An 18,632-nucleotide genomic window follows, 5' to 3' on the forward strand; every position below is an offset into this window, starting at 1 on the left:
ACAATCTGTCCCTAGATACAAAAAAGCCTGTAATTGTTAATTCTGACTAATTAACAATTACAGGCTTTTAATTTGTTTGATTGACCGGACTTAAAGTATTACAAATATAATGAATAGAGCAGCCAATGCAATTCGATAATAGGCAAAAACGGTTAGACCAATCTTTGCTAGTACCTTAATGAACACGATTGCTACACACATTGCTACTACAAATGCAGTGACAAAACCGATTGCAAACATAGGAATATCACTCGTATGTAAGAAATGTAAACTTTTAATTAGATCCAATCCTGTTGCACCGACCATAATCGGAAGTGCGACTAAAAAGGAAAATTCGGCAGCCGTTTTATGATTGGCACCAGCTAGTAATCCCCCTGATATGGTGGATCCGGCACGTGAAAAGCCAGGGATTACGGCTAAGCATTGAAATAATCCAATCGTTAGCGCTTGTTTATAGCTCAGTTCATCAACTGTAGAGGAAACGAATTTCCCGTGTTTTTTTTCGGCAAATATCATCAAAATTGCGCCGGCTATAAGGCTGACTACCACAACATTAGGCGAAAAAAGTTGATTTTTAATGAAGTTATGCAGCAATAGGCCTACTAATGCAGCGGGTAACACGCCCAAGATGATGTGAATAGCGTCTAATTTCTTTTCTGGCTTTCCAATGGTGCTGAAATTTAATAGTGAAAGGTATCGCTTCCAATATAATACTAAAATAGCCAGCATAGAACCAAGTTGGATGATGACTTCAAACGTATTAGCCTTTTCGCCTTCAAACCCTAGTAAATTACCAACTAAAATCAGGTGCCCTGTAGATGAGATCGGCAAGAATTCAGTTAATCCTTCTACGATTCCTAATATAAAAGCAATAATATTTTCGCTCATTGTTTATCGTTTAGCCTCCATTTGTTGTCACATACTTTACATCAAGAAGATATAGATTTTTTTCGACAGATTTTACAAAAATTCGAACACATGCTTACAAATTATAGTATTTGAAGCTACATAATACAACATTTTTCTAAAAATTTTACAGAAGTTTAACATTAACATTTCCATTTGGATAAATTATGTAATATTAAATTTGCTTATATGTTAGTGTTTTTGCCACCATAGCAGAATTTACAGAGAATCAAAGTGAAATTTACATCATTTTCACATTGGATTATTAGTATATAGGTAGATGATAAATAAGTGGGTGCAGCGAATGGACAGTCAAAATAGCGAGATTTTTTCAGGGGAAAGTCCTTTTTATTTATATTTAAAGCACTTAAACAACAGAGGGAGGAAAGAGATTTTATATATTAAAAGGTTGAAGGAAATGCAAAAAATCATAAGAAATAATGCTTTAAATACGTTCTTTCAGCCGATTCTAAATTTAAAGTCAGGAGAAACGATTGCTTATGAAGCGTTAAATCGTCCAGCTGTAACTAAGTTATTTCCTAGCACTGAAGAGTTCTATGAATTTATCGGGCAATCTAATCAAGTGTTCCTTTTTGAATGTTTCTGTAGAAACCTTTCGCTTAAAAGATTTATTGATAGATTGAACGATAATTTGATCCCGAGTACCTCATTGCTTTTTATCAACATTCACCCACATGTCCTGCTCGATTCTAATTATCATAGTGGTGAAACGCTCCAACTCTTATCCAAACTTGGGATTGAACCGAAACAGGTCGTTTTTGAATTGACTGAGAGAAGTGCTGTTTCAGATGTTGCACTTTTTGAAAAAGTCCTTGCAAACTACCGTTCACAAGGATTTCGGATTGCAATTGATGATGTTGGTTCTGGATACAATAGTTTAAAGTCGTTAATCTATTTAAAACCAGAATTTATCAAACTAGATAAGTCACTTATTCAAAATATTGATCAAAATCGAGAACAGCAGCAGCTGGTGAAAATAATCATTGAGTATGCTAAACAATCTTCGACAGAAATAATAGCTGAAGGGATTGAAAGAATCGAAGAACTGGTTTTCACTTGTGAGCACGGTGTCCATTACGGTCAAGGATATGCTCTTGGAAAACCACATAAGGAAATAAAACCTGGGAAGATCCCGCAGTATTCTATGTAGGGGTGCGGGGACAGGCACCTCGTCCAAACTTGGCCACCCCCGCCATGAATTATAGGGCAAGGTGCCTGTCCCCCTGACCCTATGGAGCAATTTCAAACACAGTGCCTTGGTTAAAATCAGTCACTTTCATAGAGCCGTAAACGCCCAAATATAGTCTGGTTTGATCCAGATTCGTTCCCAAATTAACAAAATAAGCTAACCCGGACCCAAAATTATAATCAGTTTCAATCACACTAAAATCATCTAGTTTACCATCTGTTCTAACCCTCGTATAAGCTAAAACTCCTCTAACCGGAGGTCTGGACTCTTCATGCCTCGCAAGATCGGTAAACACAACACTCCCCGTTAAATCGGGGATTCCATTCCCCATATAGGCTTGCACTCCTGTAAGTGCAGTTCCTCCAAACTTATCGGGCCGGGGATCTTTATGAAAATAACTAGTTAAAGGCGGAAGACGGCTCACTGATGTTTTTACTGCTTCATTGTAATAAACAATGGTTGTCTCATCCAAATTCGGATTTTCAGAGCAGCCCTTTATAATCGAAGTAGGAAAGGCACCTTCCCACCCGCGCCAGCCAAAGTTAATCAATCCTTCTTGGTCAGATGAAGCTTGAATGAGCTGGGGAACCGGTATTGGCTTATAATGAACGAATGAAAAAATCGCCTCTGCCAGATCCTGCCCGACATTTCCCACATATTTGATATACTGATGATAAAACCTTTGAAAAGAAATACCTGGTATATTGCGGACCCCTTTGGCCATTACAGTTAGCGTTTCCTGAATAGGTGCGGGCAGTTCATTAAAACGTGTGACTACAGGTGGATTATTGATGGATGTATTCTTATCTACATCAATTTCAATTATCTTACCGGCAATCTCCATATCGTCCTGGCTTAAATTTAAATGATCATAGCCCGCTCCGCCATCTCCAGTTGTTAATACAAGCTTTCCTGTTTCAGGTGAAAAGTTTAAGCTATTGACACCATTATGATTGAAAAATGGTCTTCTTAAGTTAAGTAATATCCGTCGTCTTTGCGGCTGCCCATTCGATTGGAGAATCCATTCTTCCACTGTATCAATATGATCATATTGAGTTTCTCTATTTGTCCACCTTAGGTTTAAGGTTCCGGGATCACATGGGTTAGGCTTAAATTTTTCAGAAAGAGCTCCTGGACCCTGTGTTCCAGCTACTGAATAATGAAGATAAAACAGACCGTTATACTGAAATTCGGGATGAAATGCCAGTCCTAACAATCCCCGTTCATCATAGCCCGCACCAGAAACACCTGGTTCAGAAGTACCTAGTTTTATGATTCTCTGGCGAATATCTAAAAAACTCCTTAAACTTGAGTTTTTTATGTAAAAGATCTCTCCTACCTGGGTTGCAATAAACAAGCTTTCAGTTGAGTCACCTGGAAGGATAGTAGTTTTCAATACAGTGGGTAAATTTAACTTACTTACAATCGGCCGTAAACGAACCTTAACTTTTTTCACCTAACTTTCCACCCCTTCATATTGTTTTCTTCTATAAGAATATGAAAAGATCTGTTCTATAAGTACCAAACTTGGAAGCATGGGGACGGTTCTAGTGCTTTTTCTTAACCATGAAATGTGAATAAAACAGACCATGAGAACCGTCCCTGTGGTATCTTAATAAAAAATGAACAAACTATATTAATAAAAAATGTTAGTTAATCAAAAATATTGAGCTATAGGAGATAAAAATTTATGTCAGTGATTCATAATGAATTTGTAGTTAAAAATCCAAGGTTATTAATAGTGGCAATTGCGCTAGGGGTCATTTTAAATCCCTTAAATACGACGATGATTACGGTAGCATTGCCAGCTATCCAAAATGAGTTTCTACTTACATCAGGAGATATTTCTTGGTTAATTGCTTCCTATTTCATTGTAAGTGCTGTTTTTTTACCTCTAATTGGTAAATTAAGTGACTTTTACGGAAGGAGGAAGATCTTTCTATGTGGATTGATTTTGGTTTCTATTTCTTCTCTTTTGGCTCCTTTATCTCCAAATATGTTGTTTTTAGTAGGAATGAGAACAATACAAGCAATCGGGACATCCGCTCTTTATCCTGCCGGAATAGGGATGGTTCGAGCTTATATTAGTAAAAATCAAAATCGAGTAATCGCTACATTAGCTGTATTTGCAACCACTTCAGCGGCATTTGGACCAACGATAAGTGGATTATTAATTCAGTATGGCGGATGGCCTATTATCTTTTATGTTAACTTTCCTGTTATCATTATGTCTGCAATACTTGCTTTAAAATATATTCCCAAAGACATAAAGAATGACGAAAAAACATACAAATGGGATATTATCGGGATTATTTTGTTTGGTTCACTCATGTCTTGTTGGATGGTCTTTTTACAATCATTGGAAAGAGGTTTCAATATATGGACCTTCATTCTGTCAATCATGATTACCCTTATATTTTATTACTATGAAAAAAAGAGAACAGAGCCATTTATCAATGTTGGTTTTTTAACCAAAAATTTAAATGTCTCCTTCATATATGTTCAATATATATTAGCAACGATTGTTTTTTTCTCTATGCTTCTTTTCATGCCAACTTATTTACAAAATGTGCTCATGCTTGACTCCAAAACAGCAGGAATAATGATGCTGTCTATTTCTGTATTTGCTATGATGATGACGCCTATTGCGACCCGTTGGATAGAAAGTATCGGATTCAGAACTCCGTTAATATTTGGTGCCATAGTGGGGATCGCAGGTGTTGGTTTATTACTAACTTTCAATAATACTTCCTCTCTAGTCTGGTTGTTCATGATATTAGCAATTATTGGAATTAGTAATGGGGTACTTAGCATAGGATCACAAAACCTTCTCTACTCTATTGTGATGAAAGAACAAAGTGGAATTGCTTCAGGTTTACTGATGACATCTAGATTTATAGGGAACATCCTTGCCTCTAGTTTATATGGTGTGATGTTTGCATCTGGAATAAATGATGTGAATAAAAATTCAATGACCTCCGTCTTATTAATCGTATCAGTTATTATGATTCCGGGAATAGTCTTCATTACAAAGAGCAAAGCTTTAATAGGTAAACAATAGGAAATTTCTCTTTTTCCGTTATCCCGAGTCTCAATGTGGTGTTGATTAAGTTTTAGGGAAGCATGGGGACGGTTCTAGTGCTTTTTCTTAACCATGAAAAGTAAATGAAGAAAAACATGAGAACCGTCCCTTTGGTATCAGTATGCTGAATTCATATGATAACCCCTTCTTTTGTTAAGGCTCTATTAAAAGTAAATGTTGATTTCACTGTATTTGAAAAATAAACGAAAAAATTCCGTTTAAATTGGGAAATATCCATTTTTCCTTAATAATAAAGGGAGTTTTTCCGTTTATATGATCCAAATCCGAAAAAAAAATAACAGGTATGTATCTAACGAAATAGATCCACAGCTGTCATTTTTTTATTACAAAAAGTTATGTTGAAATAACTCTAAACTGCATATGATTTATGAAGATAGCGTTCTATAAACTCAGCTAATCCATCATTTTCGTGGTGTCCTGTTACAAAATCAGCTGCTGCTTTAACCTCTTCACTAGCGTTCCCCATTGCCACGCCCGTACCGACATGACGAAGCATCTCTAGATCATTGGGGCCGTCTCCAATGGCGACGACTTCGCTTGGACTAATTCGAAATGTGCGAAGTAAGCTTTTTATAGCAGACCATTTGGAAACATTAGGAGCAACCAATTCAAACCCGTCATTCCAATTGATGACTGCTGCTTCGTTTTTAAACAATGCGGATAGTTCTGGTCTTGGTGCACCTATTCGCACACTATATTTAAGAACATCTTGGTAATTTGCTTGTCTTAAATCTCCAATATAACGCGGCGGAATTTGCCCTACTTTTGTCCAATAATCGATTTCTTCATTTGTTTCCTTACAATAAAGCCCACTTGCTGTATGAATCATAACATTACAAGGATTTTCAGTGGTCAGATGGTGGAAACGTTCTTCGTTCAGTTGGACGGTTTTCATTTGCAAAGCGCTTCCTGTTTCTGCATCGTGAATTGCGGCGCCATTCAAGCAGATCATTGGAGTTCGTAATCCAATTTCTTTATGGTAGGGAGCGGTTACTTCATAATGTCGGCCAGTAGCCAGAAAAACCTGGACTCCCTGATTAACGAGCCCATAAATGGCCTCCATATTTCGGCTGGAAATGTTGTTTGAGGATTTTAGTAGTGTACCATCCATATCAATAAATACTGCACGTACCTTCATTTATACTGCCCCCTCATCCGTTGGTAAACCAATCTTATCATCTGAATATTAAAGCCTTGTAAACGCAATGTACAGATTAAATGAAGTTTATCGGGAAACAAGGGACGGTACTATGCAAGTTATTAATAATATGCCAATAACGGATGTAAGAGTTGAACATCAAGCTGCCATCTTTTTGAGCAACGGAGCCTTTGTTGAAGAAGAATATTAGGTTATGGAGTAGAATATTTGAATAAGATTAATGATAAAATTGAGATGTAATGAAGTCTTGATTAAGAATATAATCTAGTTGGTTACAATTAAATAGGTATAAATTAGGGAAGGAAGTGCAAAAACTATGGATTTTGAAACAGTTATGCAGGAGCTTGAAGTCCTTGGCAAGGAACGAACTAAAAAAATATACATATCCAATGGTGCACACGAGCCGCTTTTTGGGGTAGCTACAGGTGCTATGAAACCAATCGCAAAGAAAATAAAAATAAATCAACGTTTAGCTGAAGAGCTTTATTCCACAGGTAACTACGATGCAATGTATTTTGCAGGAATTATTGCAGACCCAAAAGCTATGACTGAGTCGGATTTTGATCGTTGGATGGATGGGGCGTATTTTTATATGCTGTCCGATTATGTCGTGGCAGTAACTTTATCAGAGTCAGATATTGCACAGGACGTTGCTGATAAATGGATTGCAAGCGATGACGAGCTGAGAATGTCAGCGGGCTGGAGTTGTTACTGCTGGCTTTTAGGGAATCGAAAAGACCATGAATTTTCCGAAAGCAAGATTTCCACTATGCTGGATCTGGTGAAAAATACGATTCATGATTCGCCAGAACGAACGAAATCCGCTATGAATAATTTTCTATATACCGTGGGGATTTCCTATGTGCCGCTACATGAAAAGGCAGTCGAGACCGCAAAGAAAGTAGGCATAGTAGAAGTCAAACGGGACAAGAAAAAAAGCAGTTTCCTAAACGCTGACGAAAGTATTCAAAAAGAAATTGATCGAGGGAAACTTGGTTTCAAACGCAAATATGTAAGATGTTAACTGGCACTACTTATGGGCAAAATAAGTATAATCTCTCTTGTAAACCTTCTAAGACTTCTTCTGGCACATCCCTGACCTTGATATCCCATCTGGGGAAAGTAGCCAATTTGTTATTTCGGTCAATTCTGCGAGATTATTAACATTGATAATAGTAAATTTTAATGTTGTTGTAGTAAATGGGGGCATATGAAGTACAAAGAAGGATAGATAAAGCAAATTTTATCTATCCTCCTTTTTTGCCTTTTGTTGCTGGTTACTTTTTGTATTAACAATCAATTTCTATTTGTTGTCTGTCCAATTCTTTTCTTAAAGCGTCCTGCAAGAGGTACGACAATGATACCAGCTATTACGACCTGCATAATGTTTCCAGGGATGGAGCCGAATGGCTGTATCCAGTTACCGTAAAGGATTACTTCGGTAAAATAGTAGCCAACGACTTTTATGATCAGTGCAGTTGCAACTGCCAGTGTGTTAACAAGGACTCTTTTGCCGGGTACCTTTTCGGAAATAAGTCCGGCTAAGAAGCCCATTGCACCTACGATGATAAATGTAAACGGTGCCCATAGTGCCCAGCCAGAGATAAGATCGAAGAAACCCATTCCGAAAGCACCTGCTATGGCTCCGGATTTTTTGCCGTAAACCAAGGCTGCTATAAAAAGAGGCACGTTACCTAAATGGATTAAACCTCCGTTACCCATTATTGGGAGCCTTATGTTGATAAACATGGTGGCTACAAGGGTTAATGCGATGAAAAGTGCATTGATGACTATGGCTCTTGTTTTAGTTGTTCCTATTGGTGAGTATGCTGAATTCATATGATAACCTCTTCTTTCTTTAAAATAATATCATACAATCAGATACTTAATAAAGACGATCATTTACATTTTTATTCCCTGAAGTGCTTCTATCGGAGTATGTTATATGAATAAAAATAAGCCTAAAATGTGCAAGTTGTGCATGAAAACTTGCATATTTTAGGCTTAAAAATTTTATTCATTACTGTGCTAAAGCACCCGTTAGCCATCCATGAATCGAAAAATCATCGCTTCACCACAGAGAATGAAAGCAAGAATCTTAGCAAATTGTTCACAAATAGAATTAAAGTTATTCATATAATTGAGCCTCCTTTTACAAGAAAAATATCCCTAGTATATTATTTAATGGAAGCCTTGAATATGTAGGAATTCTTATAATAATTGAAATATCCTGCTTCTTTAGTAATAGCACACCTGAATCTTGGTTTGTTTGGTTTAGGTTACAAATTGCGAGTGTGGTTAAGAACAAACATCTGTATAAATAGTGTTAACCAAAACAAAATAATAACTAAGGTAATATATCAGGAGGTAGCTATGTGAATAACAAAAAACTATCGTTCCAACATAAAATAAGTTTGTGTTTCAAAATGGTAATTGGTTCATCCATTTCGTGGGAATTAGCTATTTTATTTGGTTCAAAGTACCCATATTTAGCCCCCATCTCACTTATTCTGTGTTTACAGGCAACTCTTATTAAGTCCATAAGATTTGGAATAGCAAGAATTGTTGGTACGATAATTGGTGGTGTAACGGTTTCTATTCTTGCACCTTCTTTACATGCAAACGGATGGTCAATCGCTATTATAATGTTGGTAAGTCTTATAATTCCACTTATTTTAGGGGCAAATGCAACAAGCCTTCATCAAATTGCTCTCAGCGTTTTGCTTGTTCTTGAATTTGAACATAAACTCCCTGGATATGGGATTGATCGAATTCGAGATTCAATTATTGGAGTGGTGGTAGCTTTGCTACTACTTATATTTATTCACCTTCCTAATCTTACAAAAGGTGCAATAGCAGAAATTGAGGAACTACCAAATAAATTAGCTTATATGCTGAAATCTTTGGGAACATGGTTGGAAGCAGGGGCACCTCATAAAAATTATTTCAATGAAGAATTTAATCAATTACGTAATAAATTATTCGAAATTGAAAAAAAGATTAACCAAGCCCAATTAAGTGTAAAATTTAACCCTTTGTTAAAAAAAAGTAAACAACAAATAATTGAGGGAGATTTTCTGTTTAAAACATTGAAACAAATGAATGCCGATATAGAGGTCCTGTTCAAAATAATGGAGGAGTGGAGAAAATCTGGTTCGTTATCAAAAGAAGTTATGAAATTATGGGTGCAAAATTTTTTAATATTAGAGGCATCACTTCGTAATTGGAATGAGGAAAAAGCAATTTCAGATGTTTTATTTAATGAAACATTTCCAAATGATAAATTTTACTTCACAGCTATTTGGCACGGGCAACATCTTATATCAACACTTAAACAGTCTCCTCGTCTTCCCTTATCACGGTTAAAGAATTAACAATCATGCATATTTTGATATTGTGAGTATCCAGTGTAATTTCAAAAACCCATAATGGGATTATATGAGGAGTATTAACAATGTTAATAAAGTTATCCTCAAAAAATTCGATTGCAATCTTGTTAATTTTACTAGGTTTTTCCACAACTGCCATTCGGGGGTACTTTTGAAAAGGTGATGTTGGATGGAAATAATATGACGGAAATAGTTAAGAAAATGGAATTGCCACTATCTAGTGAATAGGGCTTATTGCATTTCTTAGGAAAAACGTTGATTATATCCTTTTTAATGATGTTTGTCCCTGACAAAACTTGTCTAGAATTTATATACATATTAGTAATAGCTTGAATAAATAGTTACTTACTATTTGTTAAGACTGAGCAAGATGGGAGGATAAAAAGCTTGCCTTCAATTATAAAAATAGGAGTTCTTTTTGTAAACTCTCCCCAACCCAATGCAGCAATCAACGTTGGTGAAACTGTTATTAATGGAATGGACGCCAACAGGCAGTATAATCAAAGCATTGGTGGGAATTATGGTATTAATAATGTAATTACAAATAATCTAAGTACTATCAATGGAAGAATCGATGGGCAGATCTTTGATCAAGACTTCAAACCATTCATTGGTGTCGGAGGAATGTTAAAAAGGAGAGGATTTACTTTATACCGTAATATATAGGGCTTTTCCCCTCTATAGCCGAGGGGTTTTTATTTGCAAATTTCGTTGGCCTAACTTTTAATTTTTCTAAATTCCCGCTTCGCCAATTACTTGATAAAGAATGCTGGTACTATCTTGATGATTACGGTGAAATGCTCACAGGATGGCAATTCATTAAAGGCAAATGGGACTATCTAAATCCTAATGGTGACATGCGGATTGGATGGCTCCGTGAAGGACAAGTGGTACTACCTCAATGAGGACGGCAGCATGGCGACTGGTGAAATCACGTAAAAGGTAAAAAATATAATTTGCGGGCGAATAGATCACCTATTGTGACCACTCGTGATGGAGTAGTTAGAGAGCCCATAAAGGACGCTCCTATAATAATTAGAAGAATGAATAATACAACGATTAATGCAAAAACTTTAACAAGCACCTTCCAAATCTATAAACTCCATCAATATGATGAATTCGTTTATTTTTTTGAGAATTTATTTGATAATACAAACAAAGTTAATAGATACTCATAATATAAAGTAAAACTAATTTTAAGAGGTGTTAGAATTGACTCATCATATTACAACTGGTCCAATGCCTGGACATCCTGAAGCTTGTATTGCTCAATATAATCATAAAATTCTCAGTCACACTCCTTCTATCTACCATTCCAATCATCATTATTCCAATCATCATTTTCCCAATCACAATCACTTAATTCCATATATTCAGCAACCAACGACAGGTTTTGTTCATTATGGGATTCCATCTTGGAGAACGCCAACTGCTCGTTAGTGGAACAACAAAAAGGCTTTACTCCTCTTTGAAGTAAAGCCCCCGTTCGTAAAAGAAGGTATTAATTAGAATTCTATTATTCCGCCGCTAAAGCCTGTGCTTTAGTTAAATGAACCGTACCAGATGGATGTTGCGGAGGAGCATATATAGAATAAAGTTTTAAAGGGATATTACCTGTATTGGTTAGATTATGCCAGGTGCCAGCAGGTATCATAATGGCAGAATCATCATAAACTTTTTGAACAAAGTTTAAATTATCTTTTCTCTTGCCCATTTGCACAACTCCTTGCCCTTTTTCAATCCGTAAGAATTGGTCAATGTTTGGGTGAATTTCTAAACCGATGTCTTCACCAACATTAAGACTCATCAATGTAACTTGCAAATGATTTCCTGTCCACAAAGCGGTACGATAGGTATTGTTATGCTTCGCCGCCTCATTAATATTGACTACAAATGGTTTCCGCCCATAATCTTTTACCTTATTTCTTGCGCTGTCATAAATATTCCAGTAATCAGGCTGTCTTATATAATTATTATACATTGGGACATTAGTACAATAAACATTAGGTTGAAATGGGTATGGATACATCCAAGGAGAATAGGACATCTAATTCAATCCCTTCACAGGTTTATACAAATTATCGTATGACTATTTTATGGGAATGTTCTTATATACAGGGCGAACTTAGCCCAAAACAGTTGGTCAATTTAATGGAATTATTGAAGAAAAGATAAACACAATTTTCAACTAACCTTCCAGTTAGTACAGTAAAATTAATAGCCAGAAACACTGTGGGTAAGATTGTCCTGCTGCTAAAACAAAAACAGCTTTTGTTAAAAAAGAACCATATTTCCAGTTTCCTTTGCGTGTATTTCTGCCTTTTTTAATAGGAATACGGAAGCTGTACATAAAAGGGCGAGAACACAAAATAGTATAAAGGATTGTTCTCCCAATTCGACCAATCCTTTGCCGTTAAGTACAAGATCCCGGAAAATTTCAAGAACATAGGTTAACGGGAAGAAGAAGGCAATGATTTTCCCCCATAACGGAAATGCTAGGACGGGGATCCTTACACCTGAGAAAAACTGCATTGGTTCCTCGAAGATCGTGAACAAAATTCCTGCATCTCGAGAAAATAAAAAGACGATATTCAGGAAGCCCCCCCAGACAATTGCCGATATGCTTAGCAGGATGAAGGCTACTGGCACATTCCACCAGTGAATTTCACCTGCGTGGCCGGTTGTCAAAAGGACAAGAAGGGTGAATGCAGTGAACAGCCATACAGCTTCTAGCATATTACCTGCCGCTCTGGCGAACATGACAGTCAGGCGGGGAACGGGAGTCAAGAATATAAGCTCAAGCGTTCCTGCCTGCCGTTCGTATGACATATTCCATGCCGATTGAACAAGGCTCCAAAAGTAGATATAACACATATAGCCTGTTAGCAGATACATCGTAATTTGGTTAACATCCATGTATTTGGAGAGCTGACTTGAGCTGGACAAATTAAATGGTTTAAAAGAATAATAGGCTGTCACAAATAAAAGTGCCGGCCATATGAGCAATGAAAAATAAATAAGCTTATTGTGAAAGTTATGCTGGTGGCTTTTCACTACTTCTGCCTGCAAAATGGAAAGGATTCTCATGCGGATTTCTCCTTCGCTAAAGCAAGAATAGCATCTTCCAGGCGAGGCCGCTTTAGCTCAAGCTTTTGGATGGACACGGATTCTTTCACACATAGATCAATAATCTGAGCAGTAGGATCAAAAGGAGCCTTAATTTGCATAACCGTAGAATCGGCATTTTCAGTGAATCCTAATGTGCAGCCAATGAGGCCCTGCTTCATTCTGTATTGTACCGGAGCGGACAGGACGCTTGTTTCAATCGTAACATGATAATCTTTTACCACCGAAGCTGTAATATTTTCAGGAGTATCGTGTAGAATTAAAGAGCCTTTTTCGATAATATAGACCCTATCGCAAAGCTCCTCTACTTCTTCCAGATAGTGGCTTGTTAAAAGAATCCCTTTGCGATCTGACTTGGCTAGTGTCTTAACCATTCCTCTTAGTTGTTTGGCAACCGGGGCGTCAAGACCAAGTGTTGGCTCATCTAGAAATAAATACTTGGGGTCATTAATAAGTCCGCGGGCAATTTGAAGCCTTTGCTTCATGCCTTTTGAATACAATTCAACAGGAGTATCGGAAGCATTCGTTAACCCCACTATATCAAGCAAATACTTGATCCTTTTTTCTAAAGCATTGCCCGATAATCCATAAAGTTTGCCAAAGTAGCGGAGGTTTTCAGCTCCTGTCAACCGCCAATACAGCATTCTTTCTCCTCCGGCAATCATGTTTACCATTGCTTTCACCTGGATGGCATCCTGAACAGCATCTAGGCCGTCAACTGTAATCGTGCCCTCTGATGGATTTAACAAAGTACTAAGCATTTTAATCGTAGTTGTTTTGCCAGCGCCATTTAAGCCGAGCAAGCCAACAATTTCGCCCTCATTAATGGTTAAATTAAGACCGTTTACTGCCCGCACTATTTGCTTTTCTGACCGAAAAAAGCTTTTCTTCTTTTTTACTGAATAAACCTTTCCTATTCCTTTTGCTTCAATCACTTTTTACACTCCCTATCCAAAATGCTTTTCTAATACGTATTTCTCCATTCTTTTAATAAGGAAAGAACCGATAGGAAAATAGACCAATCCAAGGATGATCATTTTCCATAGGAGCTGTATTGTCTCCACTAACGGTTTTCCTTCGATCCATACCATCCTTAATGCGTCTACTCCATAGGTTAACGGCATGATATTCCCAATCCACCTTAATCCATCCGGCAAAAAACTGGCAGGGAAGGTGATGCTGCAAACCAATCCCATCATCACAAACAAAGTGTTTTGTGTGATATATGTATCTCTGAAATACAGCATAAAGGAACCGAGTACCAATGCCTGAGAGAAAGTAGCCGCAACCAGGATGACAAGAACGCTAAGGACACCCGGCCAATTTATATGATGCAAATGAAGACCAAAGAAATACCCTGCACTTGTGATCACCGCAAATTCAACACAGACCCTCATCAACCCCTGTGCAACATACCCTAGAAAATACCCCTTTCGTGATGAGGGGGTAAGAAGGAGGGATTCAAGTGTACCTTCCCTCAGCTCGGTGATCAGAGCCCGACTTGCAATCATAAGGAGGGAGACGGAAAAGGAATAAAGGAGCCCTCCCAAAATTACATAAGAAAGATAATCATTCGTACCGGCATATGTAGAAAAACTGCTGGATAAATCCTTCTTAAAAACAAAAAAGTAGCTTAGATATGCAAAGATAATAATATAGAATCCGCTTAAGATATGACCTAAAAAGAACGACCATGGAAATGCCCGCTTCATGACCAGGTAATTTCGCTGGAACGTAGCAGAAAATGGCAGCCACATTATGTTTCCTCCTTATAGCCAACATAAGGCTGATCAAAAAACTGGTTTAGATCGACCTTTAATTGGTCCAAAATGTTTTCGTTTGCTTGATAAAAAACAAAATAACCATGCCTCTCGCCCGTGATTAACCCCGACTTCTCGAGGGTTTTTAAATGCTTCGATATCGTGGCTTTTGCCAAACCGGTCGAATCGGTTAACTGCTGTGTGCAATAGGGATGATGATGCATCAATTTAAGAAGCTTCATCCTTGTTCTGTCTCCAAGTGCCGATAGTATCGAAAGCAAATCCTCAGGAACGGCATTTTCCATCCTTTCATCCGGAAGGGGTACCTGCATATAAACAATAATATGAGGAGCTTCCAATCCTACGAGCAGATGGGGAGCGATGAAACTGGAAGGATAAACCGTTAAAGTATTGATTTCTTCATACGAAAAAATCCAGGTCTCTGCTTTGTAAAACCTAACAGACTTCAAATCAAGCTTGAACCGCGGATGAATCTTGTTCATCGCATGACAAGGATTGACTTCAAATGCACTCTTTAAATCATAAACCGATTTAATTAGCCATGGTTCAACCCTGAACAATTCCCTAGCAAAATGATTTTGGTGATACTCATATAAAAAGTCGCACAGCTTCTCCCGGAAATATAAAGGTTTTTCATGTACTTCCAATTCAACCAAGGTAGAAGCGGCTGTCGAAATATGGGCACGCTTTCCAAGGAGAAGGGAGAGAAAATCGTCTGTAGATAGTTGTTTTAACCGCTCGATTGATTCTTCTACATGCTTTTCCTGAAGTTGTAAATAATCATCTAAATCAAGAAAGTTTAACCATTCATTGCTGATCTGACCAAAGTAACTGACCGCATCCCAAATTTCCGGAGACATGGTCCTTTTCATTTTTTCTGCCCATTCTTGCCTCGTCAGGTGATGAGCGGGATTAGACAAAACATGCAAACTTGTGATTAGTTCCCGAAAGGGAGAGTAAATGATCCGTACATGTTTTTTTAACCAGAGATTTAAATCTTCCATTGTCGACTTCCTTTTATTTGATTCGTTATATAACGAATCAAATTGATAATTTTGCAAAATTATTCAATATTCTAAGTAACAGCCATCCATTTGTCAATCATTTATTAGGTTTGTTGATTGATAAAGTTATAAAGAAGGAATGGCGTTCTGATATTATTAAATATAAGTAAACGCTTAAACTTAATGAACAAACGAAGCTTTTAAAGAAGGAAATCTGAAGCTCATACTTGAATGTTAAATATTGGTATTTTTTTAGTTAGTAGGAAGTGCCTCTCGTGAAATTTCAAAATTCAAAAGGAGTTGCATTGTTATGAAAATTATAAAGAATAATACTAGGGTCATTATACTTTTTATCATGCTAATAATTTTTTTAGTTAATTTCTTTTCAAAAAACAATCAAGCGAAAGATATAACAGCTATATCTGGCTTATTAATAACTATTATTATTTTGATAATAGAGAAAAAATATAAAAAACAGAATTAACGTGGTTCGAAAATGAAAGATAAAAGGAGGAAATGATATTGGTTTACATTGAGTGCCTTGAAGGGTTCAATATAAAAAATGCTACGAATGACGATAGTAGTAAAGTTATTAAAATGTTAAAACGGATCGCTCTATGGATGAAAGATAATGAGATAAACCAATGGAGGTTTCTGTTAGATGGAGGTGACGATGAAGAAATTGAACAAGCGATAACCAATCAAGAAACGTATATTGTTTTAAAAGATAACGATATTGTGGCTACATTTACACTTTTATCTAAACAAAGTGAATGGGACAGGCATATTTGGGGTGAGGATATTACCTCAAAATCACTTTACTTACATAGACTTGCAATTATTCCTACATATATGAACAAAGGTTTAGGTAGAAGTATTTTGGCTTGGATACAAAACATTGGAAGTGACAATGAATATCTTAGATTGGATTGTGTTGCTGATAATAGTAAATTAAATAACTTTTATAAGATTAATGAATTTGAACTTGTTGATTTAACGGATGGTCATAATAAATATCAAAAATGTATAAGAAAGAATTAGAAACAATTCAACTAAAGTGTCCGTTAATCCAAGAAGGATTAACGCTTATTTTTATGGAACTTCTTCAACTAACTACAGTTTAGCGAAAGAGGAATTCTTTTCTTTACCATTGTAAACTATATTTAATGTACTATAATATTTCCATATCATATACACCAAAGAAGTGCCCACGCGGCAGTTTGCGGGGACACTTCTTTTCATAATAAAGCATTTGTTGAAGATTTACCAACCTCCAAAACAGCTAAACCAACTAAATAAAGCCCATACCACCGCACATCATGCCGCCGCACATCATGCCGCCACACATCATGCCGCCGCACATCATGCCACCGCACATCATGCCGCCACACATCATGCCACCGCAACGCATACCGACAAATAATCTCAAATCCTGACTCTGAGGACCCATAGGAATTAACCGGCCAACATGGAATGGATCCATTCCTAAAGTATGAAGTTCATTATGATAATTGAACATTTTTACCTCCCCTGTTTATTTAATAATTAGGTTATACTGACATCTAACAAGAGATTTGAATGAAGTGTAATTAAGAGATACTACGTGTACTCTCTTCAACAAAATATGCTTACTTTTAGGTGACTGTTACTGATTTAAAAGCCTATTTTATGTTAAAAGCTTCATAAAATGTTGTGTCTGGAAGTAACGATGGGGATTAATTTTATTCAACTTGTTTTAATTCTCAACGAAAGATCTCTTTAAGGGGAAGATTTGCTTTTGAAAAGGAAGGAACCCCGTCAACCTTATTCTTGTTAGGAACGAGAGGTGGACTACTGCCCTAGTTTGTGTCGGAGCATGATTGTGAAGTATTACACCTAAACTATCGGGGGCTTGAGTGGAACAAGGAGTTGCGGCGGTATCTCCTTTTTTCTTATTGAGCTAAAGGCTTGGTAATACAGAAAAACGTGCAAAAAAACAAAGCCTAGCATTCAAATAAATCAATGCATATTAGAAATGGTTTTTCAACTAAACGGTGTTTACTTAAGATCAGGCTGCCTTAATTGGCGGCTTTTTAATATGCAACTTACGGCGTTCTTGACTGATTTTTTTGATCAATAAGACAAAGTACCATAAAGTGTTAATGTAAAAATAATTCAAATAATTAGAAGGGTGATTTTATGAGCTTAAGATTAAGGGAAACAAAGGGGTACTTCCAATATAGATATAAAGATTATTTGTGGATGCTATTAGCGTTTGGAATAGGCAGCTTAGCGGTTGTGCTTTTTAGTGACAAGGTGACTTACACGTTATTACCGTGGTTGTTGGGAGGCTTATTAGTTTCTGAAGTCTCACATTTTAATAGTTGGTGTAGAAATAATTACAAAGGAAACAGAGATTAGTTTTAGATCAGGCTGCCATTATTGGCGGCTATTTCTTATCTGACAAACGGCGTTCTATTCTTTTTTCAACTAATTGGGTAGTAAAGTGCAGAACAAGAAAACCAGGTAATTACAGAGGGGGAGAATTATTGAAAACTAAAAATATAGTTATAGTTGTATCTGTCTTGCTAAATCTTATATTAGGTTTTATGGTTATTTATGAAAAACAGACTGGCAATGAGAGTCCTACAGATATAGGATTATCATTCAAAGAAGCAGTAAGAACAGAGAATTATGCACTTGCTAAATCTCTCATTGCTCAAGGACGTAAGGAATATATACCAGATGAGACATTAAAAAAGGTAAATGACATAATGAGTTCTGGCACAAACTTTCAAACTTACGAGTTGTTAGAATTTGATAATGGAGAAATGGTATTACTAAACTTTACTCCAAATGAGAACTATGACGTAAGTTCTCGTTGCTCGAGGGAATTACCAATTAATATCCATGAAATGTCGTAAGTTCTGAAAAATAGGTAATAAGTGAGTGGAATTATGTCGTAAGTGACTAGT

At 36.7% G+C, this 18,632-nt stretch carries 21 protein-coding genes and 1 pseudogene; 10 read left to right on the forward strand and 12 right to left on the reverse strand.

What is annotated here, in order from left to right; genetic code table 11:
* Positions 1–90: 90 nt before the first annotated feature.
* Positions 91–888, reverse strand: a complete 798-nt coding sequence (gene bacA, locus AA980_RS17815; protein ID WP_024028796.1) for an undecaprenyl-diphosphate phosphatase — start codon at positions 886–888, stop codon at positions 91–93.
* A 436-nt stretch (positions 889–1,324) separates the two neighbouring features.
* Between bacA and AA980_RS17820 the strand changes: the two genes are divergently transcribed.
* The gene (locus tag AA980_RS17820) at positions 1,325–2,077 is read left to right on the forward strand and encodes an EAL domain-containing protein (RefSeq protein WP_235815156.1); all 753 of its coding nucleotides are present in this window, start codon (positions 1,325–1,327) and stop codon (positions 2,075–2,077) included.
* A 79-nt stretch (positions 2,078–2,156) separates the two neighbouring features.
* Here the strand turns inward: AA980_RS17820 and AA980_RS17825 are convergent, their stop codons facing one another.
* Complete coding sequence (locus tag AA980_RS17825; RefSeq protein ID WP_024028798.1) at positions 2,157–3,572, reverse strand: PQQ-dependent sugar dehydrogenase; 1,416 nt, start codon at positions 3,570–3,572, stop codon at positions 2,157–2,159.
* 234 nt (positions 3,573–3,806) lie between these two features.
* Here AA980_RS17825 and AA980_RS17830 point away from each other — a divergent pair, with 234 nt between their 5' ends.
* Positions 3,807–5,177, forward strand: coding sequence for an MFS transporter (locus AA980_RS17830; RefSeq protein WP_024028799.1), 1,371 nt, complete (start codon positions 3,807–3,809; stop codon positions 5,175–5,177).
* Positions 5,178–5,568: 391 nt separating this feature from the next.
* Here AA980_RS17830 and AA980_RS17835 read toward each other — a convergent pair whose 3' ends face one another.
* Positions 5,569–6,357 (reverse strand): Cof-type HAD-IIB family hydrolase, encoded by a 789-nt coding sequence (locus tag AA980_RS17835; RefSeq protein ID WP_024028800.1) that lies wholly within the window; start codon positions 6,355–6,357, stop codon positions 5,569–5,571.
* A 337-nt stretch (positions 6,358–6,694) separates the two neighbouring features.
* Here AA980_RS17835 and AA980_RS17840 point away from each other — a divergent pair, with 337 nt between their 5' ends.
* The gene (locus AA980_RS17840) at positions 6,695–7,402 is read left to right on the forward strand and encodes a DNA alkylation repair protein (RefSeq protein WP_024028801.1); all 708 of its coding nucleotides are present in this window, start codon (positions 6,695–6,697) and stop codon (positions 7,400–7,402) included.
* A gap of 10 nt (positions 7,403–7,412) precedes the next feature.
* Here the strand turns inward: AA980_RS17840 and AA980_RS27880 are convergent.
* Both AA980_RS27880 and AA980_RS17845 read right to left on the reverse strand, forming a co-directional pair.
* Positions 7,413–7,555, reverse strand: a pseudogene (locus tag AA980_RS27880) (helix-turn-helix transcriptional regulator); the annotation flags it as partial.
* 119 nt (positions 7,556–7,674) lie between these two features.
* The gene (locus AA980_RS17845; RefSeq protein ID WP_024028802.1) at positions 7,675–8,217 is read right to left on the reverse strand and encodes an ECF transporter S component; all 543 of its coding nucleotides are present in this window, start codon (positions 8,215–8,217) and stop codon (positions 7,675–7,677) included.
* Positions 8,218–8,753: 536 nt separating this feature from the next.
* Here AA980_RS17845 and AA980_RS17850 point away from each other — a divergent pair.
* The 4 genes from AA980_RS17850 (at position 8,754) to AA980_RS28165 (ending at position 10,706) form a co-directional block, all read left to right on the forward strand.
* Positions 8,754–9,752, forward strand: coding sequence for an FUSC family protein (locus AA980_RS17850; protein WP_024028803.1), 999 nt, complete (start codon positions 8,754–8,756; stop codon positions 9,750–9,752).
* Between the two features lie 402 nt (positions 9,753–10,154).
* The gene (locus AA980_RS17855; protein WP_024028804.1) at positions 10,155–10,433 is read left to right on the forward strand and encodes a hypothetical protein; all 279 of its coding nucleotides are present in this window, start codon (positions 10,155–10,157) and stop codon (positions 10,431–10,433) included.
* Between the two features lie 131 nt (positions 10,434–10,564).
* A complete protein-coding gene (locus AA980_RS27885) occupies positions 10,565–10,672 on the forward strand; it encodes a hypothetical protein (RefSeq protein ID WP_024028805.1) in 108 nt (35 codons plus the stop codon).
* A complete protein-coding gene (locus tag AA980_RS28165) occupies positions 10,644–10,706 on the forward strand; it encodes a hypothetical protein (protein ID WP_328586697.1) in 63 nt (20 codons plus the stop codon). The genes AA980_RS27885 and AA980_RS28165 overlap by 29 nt, the downstream gene beginning before the upstream one ends.
* Here AA980_RS28165 and AA980_RS27890 read toward each other — a convergent pair.
* Positions 10,699–10,851, reverse strand: a complete 153-nt coding sequence (locus tag AA980_RS27890) for a YjcZ family sporulation protein (protein WP_235815157.1) — start codon at positions 10,849–10,851, stop codon at positions 10,699–10,701. The genes AA980_RS28165 and AA980_RS27890 overlap by 8 nt on opposite strands.
* A gap of 128 nt (positions 10,852–10,979) precedes the next feature.
* Between AA980_RS27890 and AA980_RS27020 the strand changes: the two genes are divergently transcribed.
* On the forward strand, positions 10,980–11,207 hold the full coding sequence (locus AA980_RS27020) for a hypothetical protein (protein WP_152681176.1): 228 nt from the start codon (positions 10,980–10,982) through the stop codon (positions 11,205–11,207).
* Positions 11,208–11,283: 76 nt separating this feature from the next.
* Here AA980_RS27020 and AA980_RS17860 read toward each other — a convergent pair whose 3' ends face one another.
* The 5 genes from AA980_RS17860 to AA980_RS17880 all read right to left on the reverse strand — a co-directional run bounded on the left by AA980_RS17860 (position 11,284) and on the right by AA980_RS17880 (position 15,678).
* Positions 11,284–11,814 (reverse strand): cupin domain-containing protein, encoded by a 531-nt coding sequence (locus tag AA980_RS17860; protein ID WP_047771798.1) that lies wholly within the window; start codon positions 11,812–11,814, stop codon positions 11,284–11,286.
* A 227-nt stretch (positions 11,815–12,041) separates the two neighbouring features.
* Complete coding sequence (locus AA980_RS17865; RefSeq protein ID WP_024028850.1) at positions 12,042–12,854, reverse strand: ABC transporter permease; 813 nt, start codon at positions 12,852–12,854, stop codon at positions 12,042–12,044.
* On the reverse strand, positions 12,851–13,828 hold the full coding sequence (locus AA980_RS17870; RefSeq protein ID WP_024028849.1) for an ABC transporter ATP-binding protein: 978 nt from the start codon (positions 13,826–13,828) through the stop codon (positions 12,851–12,853). The genes AA980_RS17865 and AA980_RS17870 overlap by 4 nt, the downstream gene beginning before the upstream one ends.
* A 12-nt stretch (positions 13,829–13,840) precedes the next feature.
* Complete coding sequence (locus tag AA980_RS17875; protein ID WP_024028848.1) at positions 13,841–14,650, reverse strand: ABC transporter permease; 810 nt, start codon at positions 14,648–14,650, stop codon at positions 13,841–13,843.
* Positions 14,650–15,678: an ArsR/SmtB family transcription factor gene (locus tag AA980_RS17880; protein WP_024028847.1), complete on the reverse strand. Its 1,029-nt coding sequence runs from the start codon at positions 15,676–15,678 to the stop codon at positions 14,650–14,652. Before AA980_RS17880 ends, AA980_RS17875 begins: the two co-directional genes overlap by 1 nt.
* A 522-nt stretch (positions 15,679–16,200) precedes the next feature.
* On the opposite strand from AA980_RS17880, the gene AA980_RS17885 reads away from it, so the two are divergent.
* Positions 16,201–16,719 (forward strand): GNAT family N-acetyltransferase, encoded by a 519-nt coding sequence (locus AA980_RS17885; RefSeq protein ID WP_024028846.1) that lies wholly within the window; start codon positions 16,201–16,203, stop codon positions 16,717–16,719.
* A 250-nt stretch (positions 16,720–16,969) separates the two neighbouring features.
* Here the strand turns inward: AA980_RS17885 and AA980_RS17890 are convergent, their stop codons facing one another.
* Positions 16,970–17,197, reverse strand: a complete 228-nt coding sequence (locus AA980_RS17890; protein WP_024028845.1) for a heterocycloanthracin/sonorensin family bacteriocin — start codon at positions 17,195–17,197, stop codon at positions 16,970–16,972.
* Positions 17,198–18,206: 1,009 nt separating this feature from the next.
* On the opposite strand from AA980_RS17890, the gene AA980_RS17895 reads away from it, so the two are divergent.
* The gene (locus AA980_RS17895; protein ID WP_024028843.1) at positions 18,207–18,581 is read left to right on the forward strand and encodes a hypothetical protein; all 375 of its coding nucleotides are present in this window, start codon (positions 18,207–18,209) and stop codon (positions 18,579–18,581) included.
* Positions 18,582–18,632: the final 51 nt, after the last annotated feature.

The organism is Neobacillus vireti (genome assembly GCF_001026695.1).
GTDB classification, from domain to species: Bacteria; Bacillota; Bacilli; order Bacillales; family Cytobacillaceae; genus Neobacillus; species Neobacillus vireti.